General features: G+C 43.4%; 17 protein-coding genes. 3 read left to right on the top strand and 14 right to left on the bottom strand.

All coding sequences use genetic code 11. The features are described 5' to 3' along the window. Positions 1 to 90: 90 nt before the first annotated feature. Positions 91 to 636: a porin family protein gene (locus ACMFL8_RS14195; protein ID WP_010197225.1), complete on the bottom strand. Its 546-nt coding sequence runs from the start codon at positions 634 to 636 to the stop codon at positions 91 to 93. Between the two features lie 288 nt (positions 637 to 924). Here ACMFL8_RS14195 and ACMFL8_RS14200 point away from each other — a divergent pair, with 288 nt between their 5' ends. Together ACMFL8_RS14200 and ACMFL8_RS14205 are read left to right on the top strand one after the other, a co-directional pair. Then, a complete protein-coding gene (locus ACMFL8_RS14200; RefSeq protein ID WP_413191336.1) occupies positions 925 to 2,157 on the top strand; it encodes an 8-amino-7-oxononanoate synthase in 1,233 nt (410 codons plus the stop codon). Positions 2,158 to 2,333: 176 nt separating this feature from the next. After that, on the top strand, positions 2,334 to 3,143 hold the full coding sequence (locus ACMFL8_RS14205) for a methyltransferase domain-containing protein (protein WP_413191337.1): 810 nt from the start codon (positions 2,334 to 2,336) through the stop codon (positions 3,141 to 3,143). A gap of 236 nt (positions 3,144 to 3,379) precedes the next feature. On the opposite strand, the gene dnaK is transcribed toward ACMFL8_RS14205, so the two are convergent. Beyond that, entirely contained in the window at positions 3,380 to 5,320 is a 1,941-nt protein-coding gene (gene dnaK / locus ACMFL8_RS14210) for a molecular chaperone DnaK (protein ID WP_413191338.1), read from the bottom strand. Between the two features lie 256 nt (positions 5,321 to 5,576). Next, a complete protein-coding gene (gene grpE / locus ACMFL8_RS14215; protein ID WP_194620493.1) occupies positions 5,577 to 6,176 on the bottom strand; it encodes a nucleotide exchange factor GrpE in 600 nt (199 codons plus the stop codon). A 430-nt stretch (positions 6,177 to 6,606) separates the two neighbouring features. Between grpE and ACMFL8_RS14220 the strand changes: the two genes are divergently transcribed. Continuing rightward, positions 6,607 to 7,902 (top strand): alpha/beta hydrolase, encoded by a 1,296-nt coding sequence (locus ACMFL8_RS14220; protein WP_413191339.1) that lies wholly within the window; start codon positions 6,607 to 6,609, stop codon positions 7,900 to 7,902. On the opposite strand, the gene ACMFL8_RS14225 is transcribed toward ACMFL8_RS14220, so the two are convergent. The 11 genes from ACMFL8_RS14225 to dprA all read right to left on the bottom strand — a co-directional run bounded on the left by ACMFL8_RS14225 (position 7,867) and on the right by dprA (position 17,890). Further along, positions 7,867 to 8,994, bottom strand: coding sequence for a metallophosphoesterase (locus tag ACMFL8_RS14225; protein WP_413191340.1), 1,128 nt, complete (start codon positions 8,992 to 8,994; stop codon positions 7,867 to 7,869). The genes ACMFL8_RS14220 and ACMFL8_RS14225 overlap by 36 nt on opposite strands. 156 nt (positions 8,995 to 9,150) lie before the next feature. Continuing rightward, entirely contained in the window at positions 9,151 to 10,224 is a 1,074-nt protein-coding gene (locus tag ACMFL8_RS14230; protein WP_189583943.1) for a metallophosphoesterase, read from the bottom strand. Positions 10,225 to 10,372: 148 nt separating this feature from the next. Next, positions 10,373 to 10,834 (bottom strand): thiol-disulfide oxidoreductase DCC family protein, encoded by a 462-nt coding sequence (locus tag ACMFL8_RS14235; RefSeq protein ID WP_189583940.1) that lies wholly within the window; start codon positions 10,832 to 10,834, stop codon positions 10,373 to 10,375. A 1-nt stretch (position 10,835) separates the two neighbouring features. Next, positions 10,836 to 11,705 (bottom strand): fatty acid desaturase family protein, encoded by an 870-nt coding sequence (locus tag ACMFL8_RS14240; RefSeq protein ID WP_413191341.1) that lies wholly within the window; start codon positions 11,703 to 11,705, stop codon positions 10,836 to 10,838. Between the two features lie 115 nt (positions 11,706 to 11,820). After that, positions 11,821 to 12,267, bottom strand: coding sequence for a hypothetical protein (locus ACMFL8_RS14245; protein ID WP_413191342.1), 447 nt, complete (start codon positions 12,265 to 12,267; stop codon positions 11,821 to 11,823). 83 nt (positions 12,268 to 12,350) lie between these two features. Further along, the gene (locus ACMFL8_RS14250) at positions 12,351 to 13,322 is read right to left on the bottom strand and encodes an epimerase (RefSeq protein ID WP_413191343.1); all 972 of its coding nucleotides are present in this window, start codon (positions 13,320 to 13,322) and stop codon (positions 12,351 to 12,353) included. A 23-nt stretch (positions 13,323 to 13,345) separates the two neighbouring features. Next, a complete protein-coding gene (locus ACMFL8_RS14255; protein ID WP_413191344.1) occupies positions 13,346 to 13,846 on the bottom strand; it encodes a hypothetical protein in 501 nt (166 codons plus the stop codon). A gap of 117 nt (positions 13,847 to 13,963) precedes the next feature. Continuing rightward, positions 13,964 to 14,917, bottom strand: coding sequence for a fatty acid desaturase family protein (locus tag ACMFL8_RS14260; RefSeq protein WP_413191345.1), 954 nt, complete (start codon positions 14,915 to 14,917; stop codon positions 13,964 to 13,966). Between the two features lie 157 nt (positions 14,918 to 15,074). After that, on the bottom strand, positions 15,075 to 15,593 hold the full coding sequence (locus ACMFL8_RS14265) for a GbsR/MarR family transcriptional regulator (protein ID WP_194620509.1): 519 nt from the start codon (positions 15,591 to 15,593) through the stop codon (positions 15,075 to 15,077). A gap of 116 nt (positions 15,594 to 15,709) precedes the next feature. Next, the gene (locus ACMFL8_RS14270) at positions 15,710 to 16,348 is read right to left on the bottom strand and encodes an L-threonylcarbamoyladenylate synthase (RefSeq protein ID WP_413191346.1); all 639 of its coding nucleotides are present in this window, start codon (positions 16,346 to 16,348) and stop codon (positions 15,710 to 15,712) included. Between the two features lie 294 nt (positions 16,349 to 16,642). Beyond that, a complete protein-coding gene (dprA, locus tag ACMFL8_RS14275) occupies positions 16,643 to 17,890 on the bottom strand; it encodes a DNA-processing protein DprA (protein ID WP_194620513.1) in 1,248 nt (415 codons plus the stop codon). Between the last annotated feature and the right edge of the window lie 24 nt (positions 17,891 to 17,914).

The following is a 17,914-nucleotide window of genomic DNA, read 5'->3' on the forward strand; positions in this document are numbered from 1 at the left end:
TTTTTTTAATTGCTTTTATATGAATTATTGGGGTAAGAAACGACCAGTAGACTGACCATTTCTTGCTTTTATCATGAAACTATCTGAGATTTAGAACTTAAGATGTGCGCCAACGGTTAACAATTTAGCATCGACATCACTGTCCATCATTGAGTATTCAGCCTCAACACCGAAGTCAGGGTTTACTGAATATCCAAGACCGACACCACCAGCGATACCTGTGTCACTAGTAGAGTTTGACACTCTAACTGGACCAACAGTATAGTCACCTTCTACTTCAGTTTTGGCGACACCAAGTTTGCCTTTAGCGTATAGTCCCGTGTTTGGAAAAGCATAACGGTAAGTACCGTAAGCGCCATAAGTCTTGGCATCGAGATCACCGTTTCTGTAATCAGCATCATCTGAACCGACATACTCTGCTTCAACACCGAAGTTAGGATCGAAGTTATAGCCACCGTATACACCATAGGCCGTTGGATCATCAGCGTTATCAACGTCTAGATCGAATTGACCGACTTTAACACCAACGTATGGCTGACCGGTATAACCGTTACCATAAGAGACGGCTGCTTGTGCACTGACCGTTAGTAAAGAACCAGCTGCTAGTGCAAATAGAGTTTTTTGTAGAGTTTTCATTATTAGCTCCTTTAACTTATATGGGCAAGCAAGTTATTCTTAATGGCTTTCTAAGCCTCATCGCCCTGCTTGCTAACGATGAATATATAGTAACAAAGTATTTCATACAGTCTGTCTGTGTTTGATGGCATCAGAGTTAAGATTTGCAAGCGTTTGTCAGCCTATGGGTTACAAAGGTCGAGATATGAAATTTTTTGTTACAAGTAGCCGATTTGTGCAATACTTCCTACTTATCAGGCAGTCAATGAATGCTAAAAAGTCAAAAATAAGATAAAGGAAGACATCAATATGACAAGTGCTATCGTTGTGCAACTGCAAGAATCATTGACGCATATGAAATCTCAACAGCAATACCGCAGTTTACCAAGCTTAGAACATCAAGGACGTTATGTGGTCAGCCAAGGTAAGACACTGCTGAATATCGCCAGTAATGACTATTTAGGCTTGGGTAGCGATACAGAGTTACAAGGCGAGTTTCTCAAGCAAATAGATCGGTTACCAGTGGCGCAACGACCAAAGATGAGTGCCACTTCCTCGCGGTTACTCACAGGCAATGATATACAGTTGCAAGCATTAGAGTCTGAATTGCAAAGCTGGTATCAAAATGCAACTGACAAGCAAGACTTATCCACTTCAAAATCGGTGCTGGTATTAAACAGCGGCTATCATGCCAATCTTGGTATCCTGCCAGCTCTGACGGCGCTACCAGTCAAAACGCTTATTTTGGCTGACAAACTGGTGCATGCCAGTATTATCGATGGGATGCGGCTAAGCCAAAGCAAACTGGTCACCTATCGTCGTTACCGTCACAATGATTACGAGCATTTAGCCAGATTTATCGAGCAAGCAGATGAAACGGTTGAGCGCATCATTATTGTCACTGAGAGTGTTTTTAGTATGGATGGTGACCGTGCTGACTTGCTTCAACTGGTACAATTAAAAGCCAAAGATGCTCGCATTGAGCTATATGTTGACGAGGCTCACGCTGTGGGTGTATTGGGCGATACAGGTTTGGGGCTAGCGGAAGAAACACACACGTTAGCAGACATTGATTATTTGGTGGGGACGTTTGGTAAAGCGTTTGCGTCAGTTGGCGCTTATATCATGTGTGATGAGGTCGTCAAACAATGGCTGATCAATGCCATGCGTCCGCTGATTTTTAGTACTGCATTGCCACCGATCAATCACGCATGGACCCGATTTATTTTAGCAAAAATGCCAAACTTGACCCACCAACGCACACATTTGGCGCAGATCTCTATCAAGCTTAGTCGAGCCATCGACCAACAACACCGCGCATCGCCAACTGCTCAAAATATAAGCTATGATTCACCTATTATCCCCTATATATTAGGCGACAATGCGTGTGCGCTTACTAAAGCGAACCAGTTACAAGCCGCAGGTTTTTACGCGCTGCCCATCAGACCACCCACCGTTCCTGCGAACACCGCGCGTATTCGCTTAGTCATGAATGCCAAACTAACCAACGAAGACTGTGAACGGCTAATACAACAGTTATAATTCCACTATCTAGCAAGGACAATGGTCCTACTATAGTCGATTCAATTTAAAAGTAGTACAAGGCAACCGAACGTAGATGTATATTTAATACTTCAAGCGAGGTTAACGCAGTAATATTTTTATAGTGGAATGACTATATCGATTGATAATTGGCTCAATTGGATGTAATAAGATCTATGGAAATACTCGTTACACCTGATAGTTTTAGCGCTAGAAAACAAACCATCGCTCGCCATTTTGCCAGTGCCAGCGACTATGACCAGCATGCCAGTATTCAGCAGACAGTCTGTCAGTATTTATTAGAAAATATTACTCATACCAAACAAAGCAGTGTATTAGAAGTCGGTGCCGGCACCGGTCAAATGACACGACTACTGGCTGAACATGTTCAAAGCCAGCATTGGCTGATCAATGAATTGTGCGCTGAACAAGCGGCTACCTTGCAATCAATTTTACCAATGGCTGACATAGCGATTGGTGATGCTGAAACCATGGACTTGGAAGGAATACACAGCTTGATAGTCAGTGCCAATGCAGTGCAGTGGTTTGATAATCCGTTGAATTTTGTCACGCAATCAGCACACCGTCTACAGACTGCAGGTCAACTACTCTTCAGCACCTTTACGCCCAATAATTTTTTGCAAATTAAAGCGCTAACGGGTCAAGGCCTTGATTACCCAGATATCACTGAGTGGCAGTCAGCATTGACAAATGCTGATTTTGAGCATATCGAGCTTTCAATTGAGCGTTTCGACTTACCATTTATCAGCCCTTATGCTGTGTTGAAGCATATGAAATTGACGGGTGTCTCAACCAGTCAAACGCAAGTATCGTCAAGGAACACGCAACCTTTTAGATGGACGAAAGCGCGTTTACAACAATTTGAGTCAAATTATTGGCAGCATTTTTCTGCACAAAACGAAGATGGTCAGTCTTGCGTCAATTTGACGTATGAAGTACTGACCGTGAGTGCATTCAAACCCTAAATCAGCCATATAGTCAAAATATCCTAAAAACGCGACGGTATTGCGGATATATCGATATTACTTTTCACTGACTATACCTAATATTACTAACAGAAATTATAGCCATAAAAAAACGCACCCCGAAGGATGCGTTTTTTAATTTAACTGCTTATCGATTTGTATCGATTCTACCATTTTCAAAAACTTGAGTAGACTAAGCGAGTTTGACGCAGCTAATCGCATTTTTGGATTTGGTGCTACTTCTTATCTTCGTCTACTTCAGTAAACTCAGCATCAACCACGTCGTCATCAGCTTGGTTGCCACCAGCAGCATCCGCACCTTCTTGGAATTGGCTTGGATCCATACCTTCAGCGCCAGCACCTGCATCAGCGTAGATTTTTTGGCTGATTGGTAAGAAAGTATTGTCTAATGCTTCAAGCTTGGCTTTGATGTCATCATGGTCATCTTCTTTAGCCGCTGTTTCAAGCTCAGTGATAGCCGTTTCTACTGTTGATTTTTCTTCATCAGTCACTTTATCTGCGGCTTCTTTCAGCGCTTTTTGTACGGCATGGATGCGACCATCTGCTTCGTTGCGTACTTGCGCTAGGTTAGCGAATTTCTCATCTTCAGCAGCATTGGCTTCTGCATCACGAACCATTTGTTCAACTTCTTCGTCCGACAAGCCAGAATCCGCTTTGATCTGGATACTTTGTGCTTTACCAGTGCCTTTATCCGTTGCTGAGATGTTCATGATACCATCAGCGTTGATGTCAAAAGACACTTCAATTTGTGGTAGACCACGTGGTGCTGGTGGAATGTCCGTCAAATCGAAACGACCAAGCTGTTTGTTTTGGTTAGCGATTTTGCGCTCACCTTGATATACCTGAATGGTTACAGCTGGCTGGTTGTCTTCAGCGGTTGAGAATACCTGTGATTTCTTAGTAGGAATCATGGTGTTTTTCTCGATAACTGGCGTCATGACACCGCCCATCGTTTCGATACCAAGGGTCAATGGCGTCACATCAAGTAGCAATACGTCCGTTTTTTCACCAGACAATACCGCGCCTTGAATGGCTGCACCAGCTGCTACTGCTTCGTCAGGGTTCACGTCTTTACGTGGCTCTTGACCGAAGAATTCTTGTACTTTTTGCTGTACCAGTGGCATACGAGTCTGACCACCAACCAAGATAACATCATCGATGTCGCCAATTTTTATGCCAGCATCTTCAAGGGCAATTTTACAAGGGCCCATGGTACGTTGTACTAGCGCTTCCGTTAAGCTCTCTAGTTTTGAGCGGCTGATAGTAACAACCAAATGCTTAGGACCATTGCTATCGGCAGTGATATACGGCAAGTTTACTTCGGTGCTTTGAGCACTTGATAATTCAATTTTCGCTTTTTCTGCCGCTTCTTTTAGACGCTGCATTGCCAATGAGTCACCTTTTAGGTTGACGTCTTGGTCTTTTTTGAACTCGTCTACTAAGAAGTCGATCAATGCTGAGTCAAAGTCTTCGCCACCAAGGAATGTATCACCGTTGGTTGCTAGTACTTCGAACTGCTGCTCGCCATCAACGTCAGCGATTTCGATGATTGATACGTCAAAAGTACCACCACCCAAGTCATATACAGCAACAGTGCTATCGCCTTGCTTTTTGTCCATGCCATAGGCAAGTGCAGCAGCGGTTGGCTCGTTGATGATACGTTTTACATCAAGACCAGCGATTTTACCCGCATCTTTAGTGGCTTGACGCTGTGAGTCATTGAAGTAAGCAGGTACAGTTACGACTGCTTCAGTCACGCTTTCACCAAGATAATCTTCTGCTGTTTTTTTCATTTTTTTCAAGATTTCAGCAGAAACCTGTGGTGGTGCTAGTTTTTTACCGTTGACTTCTACCCATGCATCGCCATTGTCTGCTTTAGCGATTTTGTAAGGCACCATGCCGATGTCTTTTTGCACGACTTTGTCATCAAAACGACGACCGATCAGACGCTTAATCGCAAACAAGGTGTTGTTTGGGTTCGTTACCGCTTGACGCTTGGCTGACTGACCAACCAAAATTTCGTCGTCTTTATAAGCGACGATCGATGGTGTGGTACGCGTACCTTCAGCATTTTCGATGACTTTAACTTTGTCACCTTCCATTACTGCAACACATGAGTTCGTTGTACCTAAATCAATACCAATTACTTTACCCATAATCAAATGCTCCTAATTTATTTTAAATATAAATACTTATATGTTCAGACCATAGTTGGTCACTTGTTGCTATATATCGGTTTGCTTATTAATTTTTTCAAGTCAAAAACCGCGCAAAAACTGTCTTTTGTGTGACTTTTTGTGAAAACCCTTACTAATAATGAGGTTTAGCACAGTTAAAAACTGATTGTTCACCACTTATATAATAAACCGATGACTTAAAGCGTTACTGCTTTAGACGATATCAGCTCAAATATTATTGACCGACACGAACCATCGCTGGGCGCAACAGACGACCATTCAAGCTATAGCCTTTTTGTAGTACCGTACCGACGGTATCTGCTTCGGCGTCTGGATCAATGCCTACCGCTTCATGAAAGTCAGCGTTGAATTTCTCACCTTGAGGTTCAACGACTTCTACGCCATTTTTGGTTAGTAGTGCTAATAGCGCTTTGTGCGTTAATTGAACGCCTTCAGCGACTGGGTCATTGGCATCAGCGTTTTCCATGGCACGCTCTAAATTATCAACGATGTCCAGTAGCTCTTTGGCAAATTTCTGTAGGGCGAATTTTTTGCTTTTATCCGCTTCTTGTTCCATACGTTTTTGCGCGTTATAAGCTTCAGCATTGGCACGGGCGGTGCCTTCTTTAGCTTGCTTCACTTCGCCTTCTAGCTCAGCGATACGGGCTTTAAAAGTGTCAAGATTGATGTCATTTTCGATAGTCATCTCTTCACCTGAGTTATTCTGTGGATCAAACTCTTTCAAGGTTTCTTCTAAAATGCTCTCATCGTGGTCAATATTGTCATGTGACACATTTTGCTCAAGAGATTCTTGGGTCGTATTCTGCTCGCTCATGGTAGCTCCTTAGGATTATTAATATAAATATAATGGTTGGTTTTAAGGCACAACAAACCGACCAAGGGCTGATCATTGTGCTTTTATTAATGGCCTAACTGTTTTTGTTCATTCTTTTTTAAATGCGCTTCAATAGCTGCTTGATAAAGGTGATGACCATAAATTTCAAGCCTAATATGAGGAATTTTTCGCTTTAGCCAGATAAATCATTGCAGAGCATAAGGATTATTGTCAATAACGCAATAAATGCTGCGATAAATAATGGGTAGACATGATTAGGTTTTTGTCATCGAGCCATGCGTCACTTTACCGAGTCAGGCTTTTAAGATAGATCTGAATGTAATATAAACTTTGCGATTAGCTGCTATATTAATCGTTCACTTATAAAGCCGACTAACTTTGTTTAAACATCGATTACAAGAGAGGGTTTATGCCTATTTTACCAGTGCCATCGCTCAATGCTTTATTGACAAAAACAATCAAGACCGTAAAAAAGACAGCCGCTAAAAATGTGCACCAGCATCATGCTTTGCACTATGCGCTAAAAGGGTTGGATAATCTGCCAACGCCGCTACTCGAACGTTTTAATCACCAATTAAAAGCGTCTACAGCGGAGCAATATCCCCTTGCTGACGCCCATCTGCGCCTGATACTTGCTGTCAGTAATAAGCTCAAGCGCCCGTTGGCACTGGATAAGCTGCCCAAACTACGGCAGAAATTTGGTACAGATGCGGTGTCGTTGCAAGCGCCTAGCGTTTGGCAACAAAATGCTGAGGCCTCAGGAAATTCAGAGAATGCCGTCAGCTGGCAAGATAAGACCATTGCCAATGCGGATGGTGGTGACATGACCGTGCGCTGCTACCAACAGTCGAAGCAGAATAACGAGGGAAAAAGTACGGATGAAGTCGCCATGTTGTTTTTTCATGGGGGCGGGTTTTGTATCGGTGATATCGATACGCACCACGAGTTTTGTCATACGGTCTGTGCCCAAACTGGCTGGGCAGTCGTGAGTGTCGACTATCGCATGGCTCCTGAGTATCCAGCGCCAACGGCTCTTAAAGATTGTCTAGCAGCGTATGCTTGGCTGACTAAACATTCTCAGTCACTTGGTGCATTGCCATCGCGCATCGTATTGTCTGGTGATAGTGCAGGTGGTTGCTTGGCAGCACTGGTTGCGCAGCAGGTTATTAAGCCTATCGATGCATTATGGCAAGATAATAATCAAGCTACTGAGACTGATAAAAAAGCCAATAATACCTTTAAAAAATCACTGGCTGACTTGCCGCGACCTTTAGCCCAATTGCCGCTATACCCTGTCACTGATTATGAGGCTGAATATCCGAGTTGGGAGCTTTATGGTGAAGGCTTGCTGCTCGATCACAACGATGCAAATATCTTTAATACTGCCTACACTCAGCACAGTGGTTTAACGCAGTCCCACCCGCTTATATCAGTCATGCAGGGTGACAACACACACCTGTGTCCAAGCTATGTCGTCGTTGCGGAATTAGATATCTTGCGAGATGAAGGACTGGCTTATGCTGAGCTTTTGCAAAAAGAAGGGGTTAAAGTAGAAACCTATACAGTGCTAGGCGCACCGCACGGTTTTATTAACTTGATGAGTGTCCATCAAGGTCTTGGCAATCAGACAAGCTATATTATCAAGTCGTTTGCTTGTTTTGTGCAAAACCTACTGACCAGTGAGGGTGATGAGCCAAATCTCTGAGCGCGAGCCTAGTCGAAACGGAATGCCCCAAAAGCCGTAACCAGATGACACCACAAAGTGACTGTCATTGATGACCTCATAGCCATAGCCCAAGCGGTTGATGGCACTGACAATGAAGTTGGCGGGGAATATCTGACCGTTATGAGTATGCCCAGAGAGCTGCAAATCAATCGGCATTTGACTGTGCTCAGTAATATCACTTGGTCTGTGGTCTAACAATATCAGCGGCTCAGCGCTATTGACCTGCGCCAATAGATCAGTCGTCGGGACGCGCTGACGCTTATGATTGTCGAAGCGTCCCATCAGCCAAAGCGCTTGCCCTTGGTGCGTGAGGCGTATGACTTCGTCATTTAACAACTGCACGCCAGCAGCACGCAACGCTTGGACAATCGGCTGCTCGTGCCCGTATAAGTCATGATTGCCTAAAGTCGCATAGACCCCATAAGGCAAGCTTTTGCATAACTCAGCCAAGTTTTCTGCCATTTTATATTTGGTAAATGCCTGTGTATTGTCATCCATGATATCGCCCGGCATCAGCAATATGTCTGCTTTATGCTGCACAATCAGACGATGCAGCCTATCTATCGCGCCAATGCCAAACAATCTCCCGATATGTAAATCGCTAGCGACCGCAATACGTAGCGGCTTAGCCAAAGGCTTATCAATATCAATAGATAACTCACGTACCACAGGCGCATAAGCGCTATATAGAGCATAAACAAACAACCCGATAAACACTGCCAATGCCAATATGCGCAACCCAAAATCGACGGTAGCCGGTGTAGCCAGCACATTAACAGTTAGCGATGTGATTAACCAATAGCCACCATAAAATAGGCTGGTAACTAAAGCCGTCAATAGCATAAAGTGCATGGCCAACATCCAACCACTGATCCAGCGATAGCTATTGGCAAATGCTCTATTGACACTGAGTAGCAGCAAACCGTTGGTAATAATGAATATGATGACCCATACCGAAGTTTGCAAACCTGCTGTCTGCCAAGGCTGTAACCACCATTGCACGCTTAGAGCTGCGCCGACACTAAACAGCTGCAATAGCACAAAAATGGTAATGAAAAATGCGTAGCGCATAAAGAATCCCTGAGTATGATGGCGTCAATGCAGTATGTTTTTAGCTGACTAGACGAGCAAAGTAGCTATTAGCCAGCCTAACAGCAAATAAAAGCCTCTACCATTTAGATATGGTAGAGGCTTTATCATAAGGATAACATTATTTATTTAAATGGCTCATACACCAGACTGCAACGTAATTATCCAAATCTCAGAACGCGTACCCAGTCTAAATGGTACGGGACCGATGCCATAACCAGAGGTCACCAAAAACTGCGTATCGGCTATTTTTTTGCTGCCATAATTTAGCGGTGTCAACCAATTCATCAATATTGTTAGTGGAAATATCTGCCCGCCATGGGTATGCCCAGACAGATGCAAATCAACTGGCAGGGCGCTGACCTCATCCATCGCGCTAGGACGATGTTCCAAAAATAGCACTGGTTTATCTGTTTCTACTTGCGTTAATAACTCCTCAGCTGACAGTCTGGTACGATCGATATCATCTGAGCGCCCCACCAGCCATACCGAGTCATTTAATAACACACTCTCATTATCAAGCGCTTTGATGCCCGCCTCTTCCACCGCCTGTGTGATCTGTTGGTCATAACCGAAATAATCGTGATTGCCTAAAGTTGCATAGACGCCAAGCGGTGCCTTTAGCTTTGATAGCTGCTCATGCATATTCGTATTATCGTAAGCAATGGTATCGTCATTCATAATGTCACCAGCGATAACCACGACATCGGGATGTTGCGCATCGATAAGGTTTACCATTTTTTTTATCTGTCGATTGCCAAACCATCTACCCAGATGCGTATCAGAGACAAGCGCGATATCCATTGGCTTAGCTAGCGGCTTATCAATCGTAACTGTCAAACGATGTACAACGGGCGAGTAAGCATTAAATACCGCTAAGCTAACAATGGCTATATAAGTCGTGACAGCTAGAGCGCGAATGAATATTGGAAGAGATTTTCGCTTAAAGAGCTGATAAACGAGTAGCGCCACCGCAGCAGTTATCAGACCAGCATAAAGCATAAAACCTTGTAAAATACTAACGACCAGATAGACATGAAAGCGCTCACCCCAAAACTCAGTCAAACCATAAATGAGAGCCACATTATTAATAATAAAGACAGCAGCTATCAGCGCGATTTTAGCAGACGTGGTTTTTGGCTTTACAAACCAGCAGAGAAGAACGCTGGTCATAACAGCTAGCAACTGAGTGAAAATGATAAAGAACCACATAATAAGGTCTCATCAGATAAAGAGGATGCTATCTTACGTGAAAAATTTGATGCTCTGAACATAGCGTCTTTTTTTTCACGAAAACTTCATATGCTTTACCTCTAAAGTGCTGTTGCCACAAAACCAAATAGTGGACAGTAAAAGCACTTTAGCGTTTGTCTGGTGCTATTTTACAGACCCCGTTTTCACAAGCCTGCATCAGCGCTTGACCATAGAGCAACTTGGTCACCCAATTCGGAATTCTATAGCGATTGCGCGCGACATAAGGATAAGCCAAGTCACCCAGTTGTTTGACCACTGGCAAAAACAACAAGGGTGACCATTTCACGCCGCCCGTTCTGTAGAGCAGTCGCACGGCATCCATGTACGTATACCAATTGCCGTAGCTGTCTTGCACACACATATAAGTCATCGCATCCTCACGGCTGAATCCTGCGACGGCCAACTCATCAAGCCCTTCTTCCACAGGAACTAAGCGTATCTTCTCTGGTTGACGTTTTTTCATATTATGCGCCTCGGTGCTGCATATCACACACGCATCATCGTAGTACATGATAATGGATAAACTCGCTTGCTCTCTATAGCTGTTGATATGATTTTGAATAATCATGTTATGACTCCTTTATGAGTGATACCTCAGTATTAAGACTATTAGAATTTTTGTTCATGTTAACTACTGGATACTTATTGACTGGTGCTAAAAAAGGAATGACTGGTTGCTGCGTCCACTGTGGAGCGGTAGCATCTAAACGCTTAGCCAGTGCCGGTAAATGATTGGTCGGCACCGCTGGAAACAGATGATGCTCGATGTGATAAAGCAAGTTAAAGGTTAGCAAATTAATCAATGGATGACGCTCACTGCGGGCATATACCACCTCATCACAGCCATGATGGACGCTCCATACGGCAAAGAATCCCACCATCGTATTGGCCAATATCATCACCAATACGTGATACATCAATACGGGATGCATCGTGATAAAAGCGGTGGCAATCACTGCGAAAATAAGCAGCATATCAAAGCCAACGAGCATGCGATTGCGGCTACTACCATGCGTCAAACCAAACCACTGAATCATAATCGAAAAAATACCACCGCCTAATATCGCCTGATACCACGGCAGGCGTGCCCAGTTACCTTCGACATCGCTGTCTCCAAGCGGATCTCTATGATGATTGAGATGAGTGTGCCGAATGGCATGCGTACTACAAAGCATGGTGATACTCAGCATAAATAGCATGAGCTCTGTGGCGACCTTACTCACACCTAAAGTGCGGTGATAGCAATCATGGGCTTGTCTAAGTGCGGCAGTAAAAAAGAAAAACGTCGCAGCCAGCGCAAGTAGCCAAAACCCCTGCCACGCGCTCCACCATGACAATAATAAAAATGGTAACGATAAAAAGATATTGTAAACGGTCTCAGTGGGCTTGAGCTCACGCAAATCTTGCCATTCAATATTGGCTAACGAAGGATGACGCATGATGTTCTCCTTACTTAGTGATAAGCAGTAGCTGTCTTGCTGGCGCGACCACTTAATTTAATTATCTAGTTTTATTTATTTTATTTCTGTCAATAGTGAAATTATTAGATAAATTTTATTTGTATTTAGGTAATGCGATAAGACCTGTGACTACTGCACTTGCGCCACCTATCAAGCTAAAAAGCAAAGCAGATATGATTTTTTCTGAAACAATCTCATCTAGCATTATCCAAACTGAAAATATAAAAGTACTAAACAAACCGATAGCAAATAAAGGCAATATCTTTCTAGCTGAATCAAAACATAATGTGAACTTACAAATAATTATTCCTGCGACTAGCGAAGGTAATAAACCAACCACCGCGCCAATGATACTAACACTTGCCAAAATTTTCCCAATTTCTATAGGATCTAAACTAGCGCATGTTACTGCATCTATTATGATTACAGGCACAAAGACAATTAAGCTACCTATCGCACCACCTAATAATCCATAAATCCCTATTACCTTACCTTTAGGATAGCTAGGTGCTTTGACTGTACTAAACTCAATGTCACTCATAAAAACCTCTATTTTGTTTCACATGAAACAAAGCACCCTACAATGAAGAATCACGTTTCACATGAAACAACCTTCATGATTATTTACAACTTCTGCTCTTCTAAAGCTTGTTTAAGTGTCGGATGCTGGAAATCATAACCTGCGTCCTGTAATGCTTGTGGCAATACTTTTTGACCATCTATCAATAGTGTCGACATCTCACCAAACATCAGCTTGAGTAAAAAATTTGGTAAGGTAAAAAATGTCGGACGGTGTAACCATGAACCCAGTGTTTTGGTAAAAGTATGATTACTTACTGGGTTTGGCGACGTTAAGTTATATACAAACGCTGGTGTATCATTAGTAGGCTGCAATGCATTATCATGTGTAGTGTTAGCATCACTATCGCCCTTACTAGCAAGATGCTGCTCAATAATGAATATCGCTGCCCCTACCCAGTCCTCACGGCTGACCCAACTCATGATCTGCTTGCCATCACCCAATTGTCCACCGACACCCATTTTAAATGGGGTTAATAACTTACCGAGCATCCCGCCATCAGGATGAATCACTACACCTGTACGCACAATAGCCACGGGCATGCTATATTCGGTTGCTGTCAAAGCTAACTGCTCCCATTCATCACATAATCGATGAGCAAAATCAGTCTCAAAACCACTGCTTTCGGTAAGAGGTTTGTCACCTTGTGTGCCATACCAACCAATCGCAGAGCCGCTGACCATTAGCTTGGGCTTAATACTGGTACGCTTAATAAATGCCAATAAGGATTCGGTAGGCTTAACACGGCTCGCCATGAGTTGCTCTTTGCGCTCATCGCTCCAACGCGAGTCAGCGATACCTGCCCCTGCTAGGTTTAAGATGACATCAAAGCTTTTATCCGAGCTCGCCAGCTCATCATAAGTCATCATATTGATATCATTCGGATGAGCTTGGCTACTATCACGCGTCAGCCAAGTAACATGTAGCGCTTTATTTTGGGCACGATAACGCGCCATAATTTCATTGCTAAAGGCACTACCTAAAAATCCTGAGCCACCACTGATTAAAATATTCATGTCCTATTCCTTATATTTTTCGCTTATCGTTTAGTAAAACTTAATCCGTTATAGCTATCGTCTTCTTTTTTAACCTTTATATCAAAACGACTTTTACATGCTTTTGGTAAAGCAATACAGCCAGCGATGGCTGAATTGATAGCACCAAATAGTCCTATACCAATCATAAAGGCCAGTAGCACGCCAACCTCTATCAATGAGTTTATGCCTAAATATAAGACGATTGCGCCCATATAACTTGCTGACGTTATAAACCCAATCAAAAATGTCGTGCGTAGACTCTTATGATCACCGCGCCATATCTGTTGAGTGGCGACAATAATGCCTGTTAATAAAGCAGGAATAAAACCAAGCAGACCGACATATAGCAATGGCTGATAACCAATCTGCGCAAAATCCTCATTCCTAAAAATAAACAATAAACCCAGTTCTGCAATCAACCCACCAACTATGCTGCCAAGCCCTGCAAACAAAATAAGCACTGATAGGTAAGGGTAAGCACCTATATTATTATTCGTTTTCATGATATTTATCCTATTAACATTCGTCGTTAATTGAGTATAAATACGGCGTTGGCAAAGCCAATGAAACTACTGTGGATAATTGATGGATAAGTATCTTGATTTTATTTAGCCTACTTATTAGGCAAAACGTTTACGAATAGGACACTCACTATCGTTACTATTTTGAGATTTGTTCTTTAATTTGTTCCAACGATGATTAATAAAATCTATGACGTTAGCCACACTCGGTAACACATGTGCTTTGGTCAGGTGTGGCGCGGCGGTATCCAAACGCTTGGCAAGTTCAGGTAAATGGTTTGATGGGACGGCAGGAAACAGATGGTGCTCTACGTGATATAGCAGGTTAAAAGTTAGGAAATTGACCACTGAATTACGCTCAGTGCGAGCGATCGTCTCATCACAATCATGGTGCACGCCCCATACAGCAATGATGCCAACGCTAGCATTGGCCAACATCATGGTCAGTAGGTGATATATCAACACTTGCGCTAACATGGTCAGAGCAGGAACAGCGACAGTAAATACGGTCAGTACGAAGGCAACCAAGATAACTAAAGCAATCAAGCCAAATTCTAGCCAAGCCAAGCTTTGATTGCGACGGCTGCTTAGACGCAGTCCTTGACGATAAATATCGAGCCGATAAGTTATCCCGCCGAGCAGTGCTTGCCACCATGACACTTTTGCTAGACTGCCTTCAATATCACTATCACCCAATGGGTCACGATGATGTGCCATGTGAGTGGCGCGAATGCTGTGTAAGCTGGTCATCAGTAACACGCTAAGCAATAGTAATATGGCGGTGGTCGTGCTTTTAGCTGTCCCTAAACTATGATGATAGCCATCGTGCGCTTGGCGAAAAGCAGCAGCAAAAAATAAGTAAGAAGCCCCGCATGCCAGTACATACCATGATTGACTGGCAAACCACCAAGACAACAACAAAAATGTATAAGGCAAAATAACGTTATAAGCGATTTGACCGCGCGTTAACTGGCGCAAGTCTTGCCACTCGACTGCAGCGATAGCCTTTTTAATGGCTTGCTCTTTATTAGCGTGTGTTTGATTGACTGTCATTTTACACATCCATTTGTCGTTGCTGTTTCTTATTGCTGCTACTTTTACTGAAGCTCGTGTCACTTAAACTTAGCTGGCCTTTATATCTATTACATATATTTCTGTCAAAACAGAAATTACATCTCAAATTTTTTATTTTAAATCGTACAGCTTACTGTCAACGCAAAACCTTTTTAATACTGGCGCCAAGTTTGAGGACTTTTTTGAGGATGCTTGTGGGCAGCTTAAGCATCTCAGATGACCAAGTGGTTAGGGTACTGACGAATTCTTGGGTATCACGGATACGTGACTTTACCTCATTATTTTCATGTTCAAATTCAGGGCTGTCCATGAGCTCTTGTAAAAACTGCACTGTTGGCTCAAGCTCACGCTTCTGACGCTCAACGACAATAATACGTGCCAACTCCCAAACATCGGTATTGGTCGTAAAGTGGTCACGACGGTCACCCAATATGGAGACTTTTTGTACCAAGCCCCAATGCTGCAACTCTTTGATACTGTTTGAGACGTTAGAGCGAGCAACACCAAGTGTGTCGGTAATTTCTTCAGCATTTAGCGGCTTACCGATGATGAATAACAATGCATGAATCTGTGACATGGTGCGATTGACGCCCCACTGCGAGCCCATTTCACCCCAATGTAAGATAAATTTTTCGGTCACAGGATTTAGTTTCATAAGAGCCATTCACTTAATTTTTTATACGATTAGATTAACTTATCTTGCGCTATTCTTTTATTTCTGTCAATAGTGAAATAGATATAAGTATCAATCTTTAAATAACTGTAATTTGTCTAGCGAATAATTAATCCTGTCGTTGCATCACGAATTTGACTAGGCAAGGTATAGCCTAAAGTGTCAGCCTGCAAGTAGCTGATTTGCTCGCCAAAATAGGCATAAGCATCGTCGAAGGTCATAGCAGGCAGTTGCCCTGATGGATTACAACTTGTAGAAACCAATAGCCCAAAGGGGTTTTGAACGTCGACCAATTGTTGACACAATTGACGAACCATAGGATGGGCAATGACTCTAACTGCCACTGTTTGATGCTGCCCCGTAATCCAAGAAGGTATCACTGTCGTTAGAGCCTGCGGAATGGGTAGCAACCATGTATGTGCTTGCTTATATTGCAAATTATCATCGTTATTATGGCCACTATCTGTCTGCCAACTCTTGATAATTTGTTGGCGCTGACCGTCTTCTAAAGGCTCTAGTAAAGGCATTAAACGCTCGGCACTGTCAGTAACGACAATCATGCCTTTGGCTTGTGGCCGTTGTTTGATATCCAAAATGCGCTGAACGGCTATCTCGTCGTAAGCATCACAGCCGATACCCCAAACGCTTTCGGTGGGATAAGCAAGCAGCTGCCCTTCTTTTAGCCACGTAGCAGCTTGAGCGACAGAATCAGTAGTAAAGGATGCGGATTTTTTCATGGCTTGAAGGCTTCGAAAAGGTAGGAGTTTAAGCATTAATAATAACATAGGAGAGAAGCTGACTAAGTGAGCCAAATTCAAATATAGTCAAAACATCCTAAAAACGCGACGGTATTGCTGATATCCATTTTTTGTCGCCTCTGTCTGCGCAGGCACAGCAAGCAAGAAAAATTGATATTAGCAGTGCATGATGGTTCGATATTACCTTTGACTGACTATATTTATGAAATTGTACCGTATTCAATCACTTAAAATTAATAAGTAGAAAAACGTAAAAGTAGAGAAAGTACGACTTTAAACGCGTAAATAACGCCCACCTTGCACGCTGATAACACCCAGTAACTCAAGCTCCATTAACTGCCCAATCAGCTGCGGTGGTGTAAGCTTGGTGCTGACCAATAGCGCGTCTAAATCCTGTCCATGCCAGTCAAGTTGCTCATAGACCAGCGTTAAATGCTCAGGGACGACGATAGCGCTTTTAGGGGATTTGATGTTAGACGGTATCGATTGGCTCGTCGCTGGCACAGAAGCTGTCTCTGCGGCATGAGAAGGTTGATGACTATCCGATAGCTTATGATTGGCCTTGGCTGTCTGTTGTGCTGGTCGATAGCCATTATTGTCATAATCCAGCTGACCATTGACGTCCTCGATTACTTGCTGCGGATGATAAATCAGCGTCGCGCCTTCACGTATCAAATGGTGACAGCCTTCAGCATTGCTATTGTCAATATGACTGGGAATCGCAAAAACTTGCTTGCCTTGCTCAGAGGTTAGGCGCGCAGTAATCAGTGAGCCGCTTTGAATCGTGGCTTCCGTCACTATGGTCGCCAAGCTTAATCCAGCAACCAAACGATTCCGGCGTGGAAACGTATGCTTATGCGGCTGCGTGTGTGGTAACAGCTCGCTGATAATACAGCCACCTTGATCGATGATTTGAGTAAATAACTTATCATGATGATTGGGATAATTGACATCAATCCCTGTACCCATGACTCCAATCGTTCGACCTTGATACTCAGTATCTGTCTGAGCCAGCGCACCCAAATGCGCACGCTTATCTACCCCCATGGCAAGACCACTGGTGATGATATAACCAGCTTGCGCCAAATACTGTGCCATATCGAAAGTGATTTTTTGGGCATGGGCGGTGGGCTTTCGACTGCCGACGACGGCTATTTGTGCTTGATGCAGGCGTGCATGATTACCACGATAAAACAATAATGGCGGTGGATCATAGATTTGTAAGAGTTGGGCAGGATAATCAGGCTGATCAGAAAATAGCAGACCGTAGCGTCCCTCGTTGAGCGCTTGCTGAATTTTATCGATACTGGCTTGCGTGTGCTCTGGCTGTTCATGGCGGGCAAGATGCGTATGGTGAATACCCAACTGACGCCATGCTTCTGCTTTGGCTTGCCAAGCAAGCTCCGCCGCACCAAAAGAGGTAATAAGCTTATGATAAGCCGATAATGACGCATTCACCTCGGTCCACAGCGCCAATATTGCACGCTGCTCGTCGGGTAACACTGGAGAAACTGCCGTCATAATGGTCTGACTCGCATTTACGGA

It is taken from the genome of Psychrobacter sp. AT9 (assembly GCF_047272965.1).
Taxonomy (GTDB): Bacteria; Pseudomonadota; Gammaproteobacteria; order Pseudomonadales; family Moraxellaceae; genus Psychrobacter; species Psychrobacter glaciei.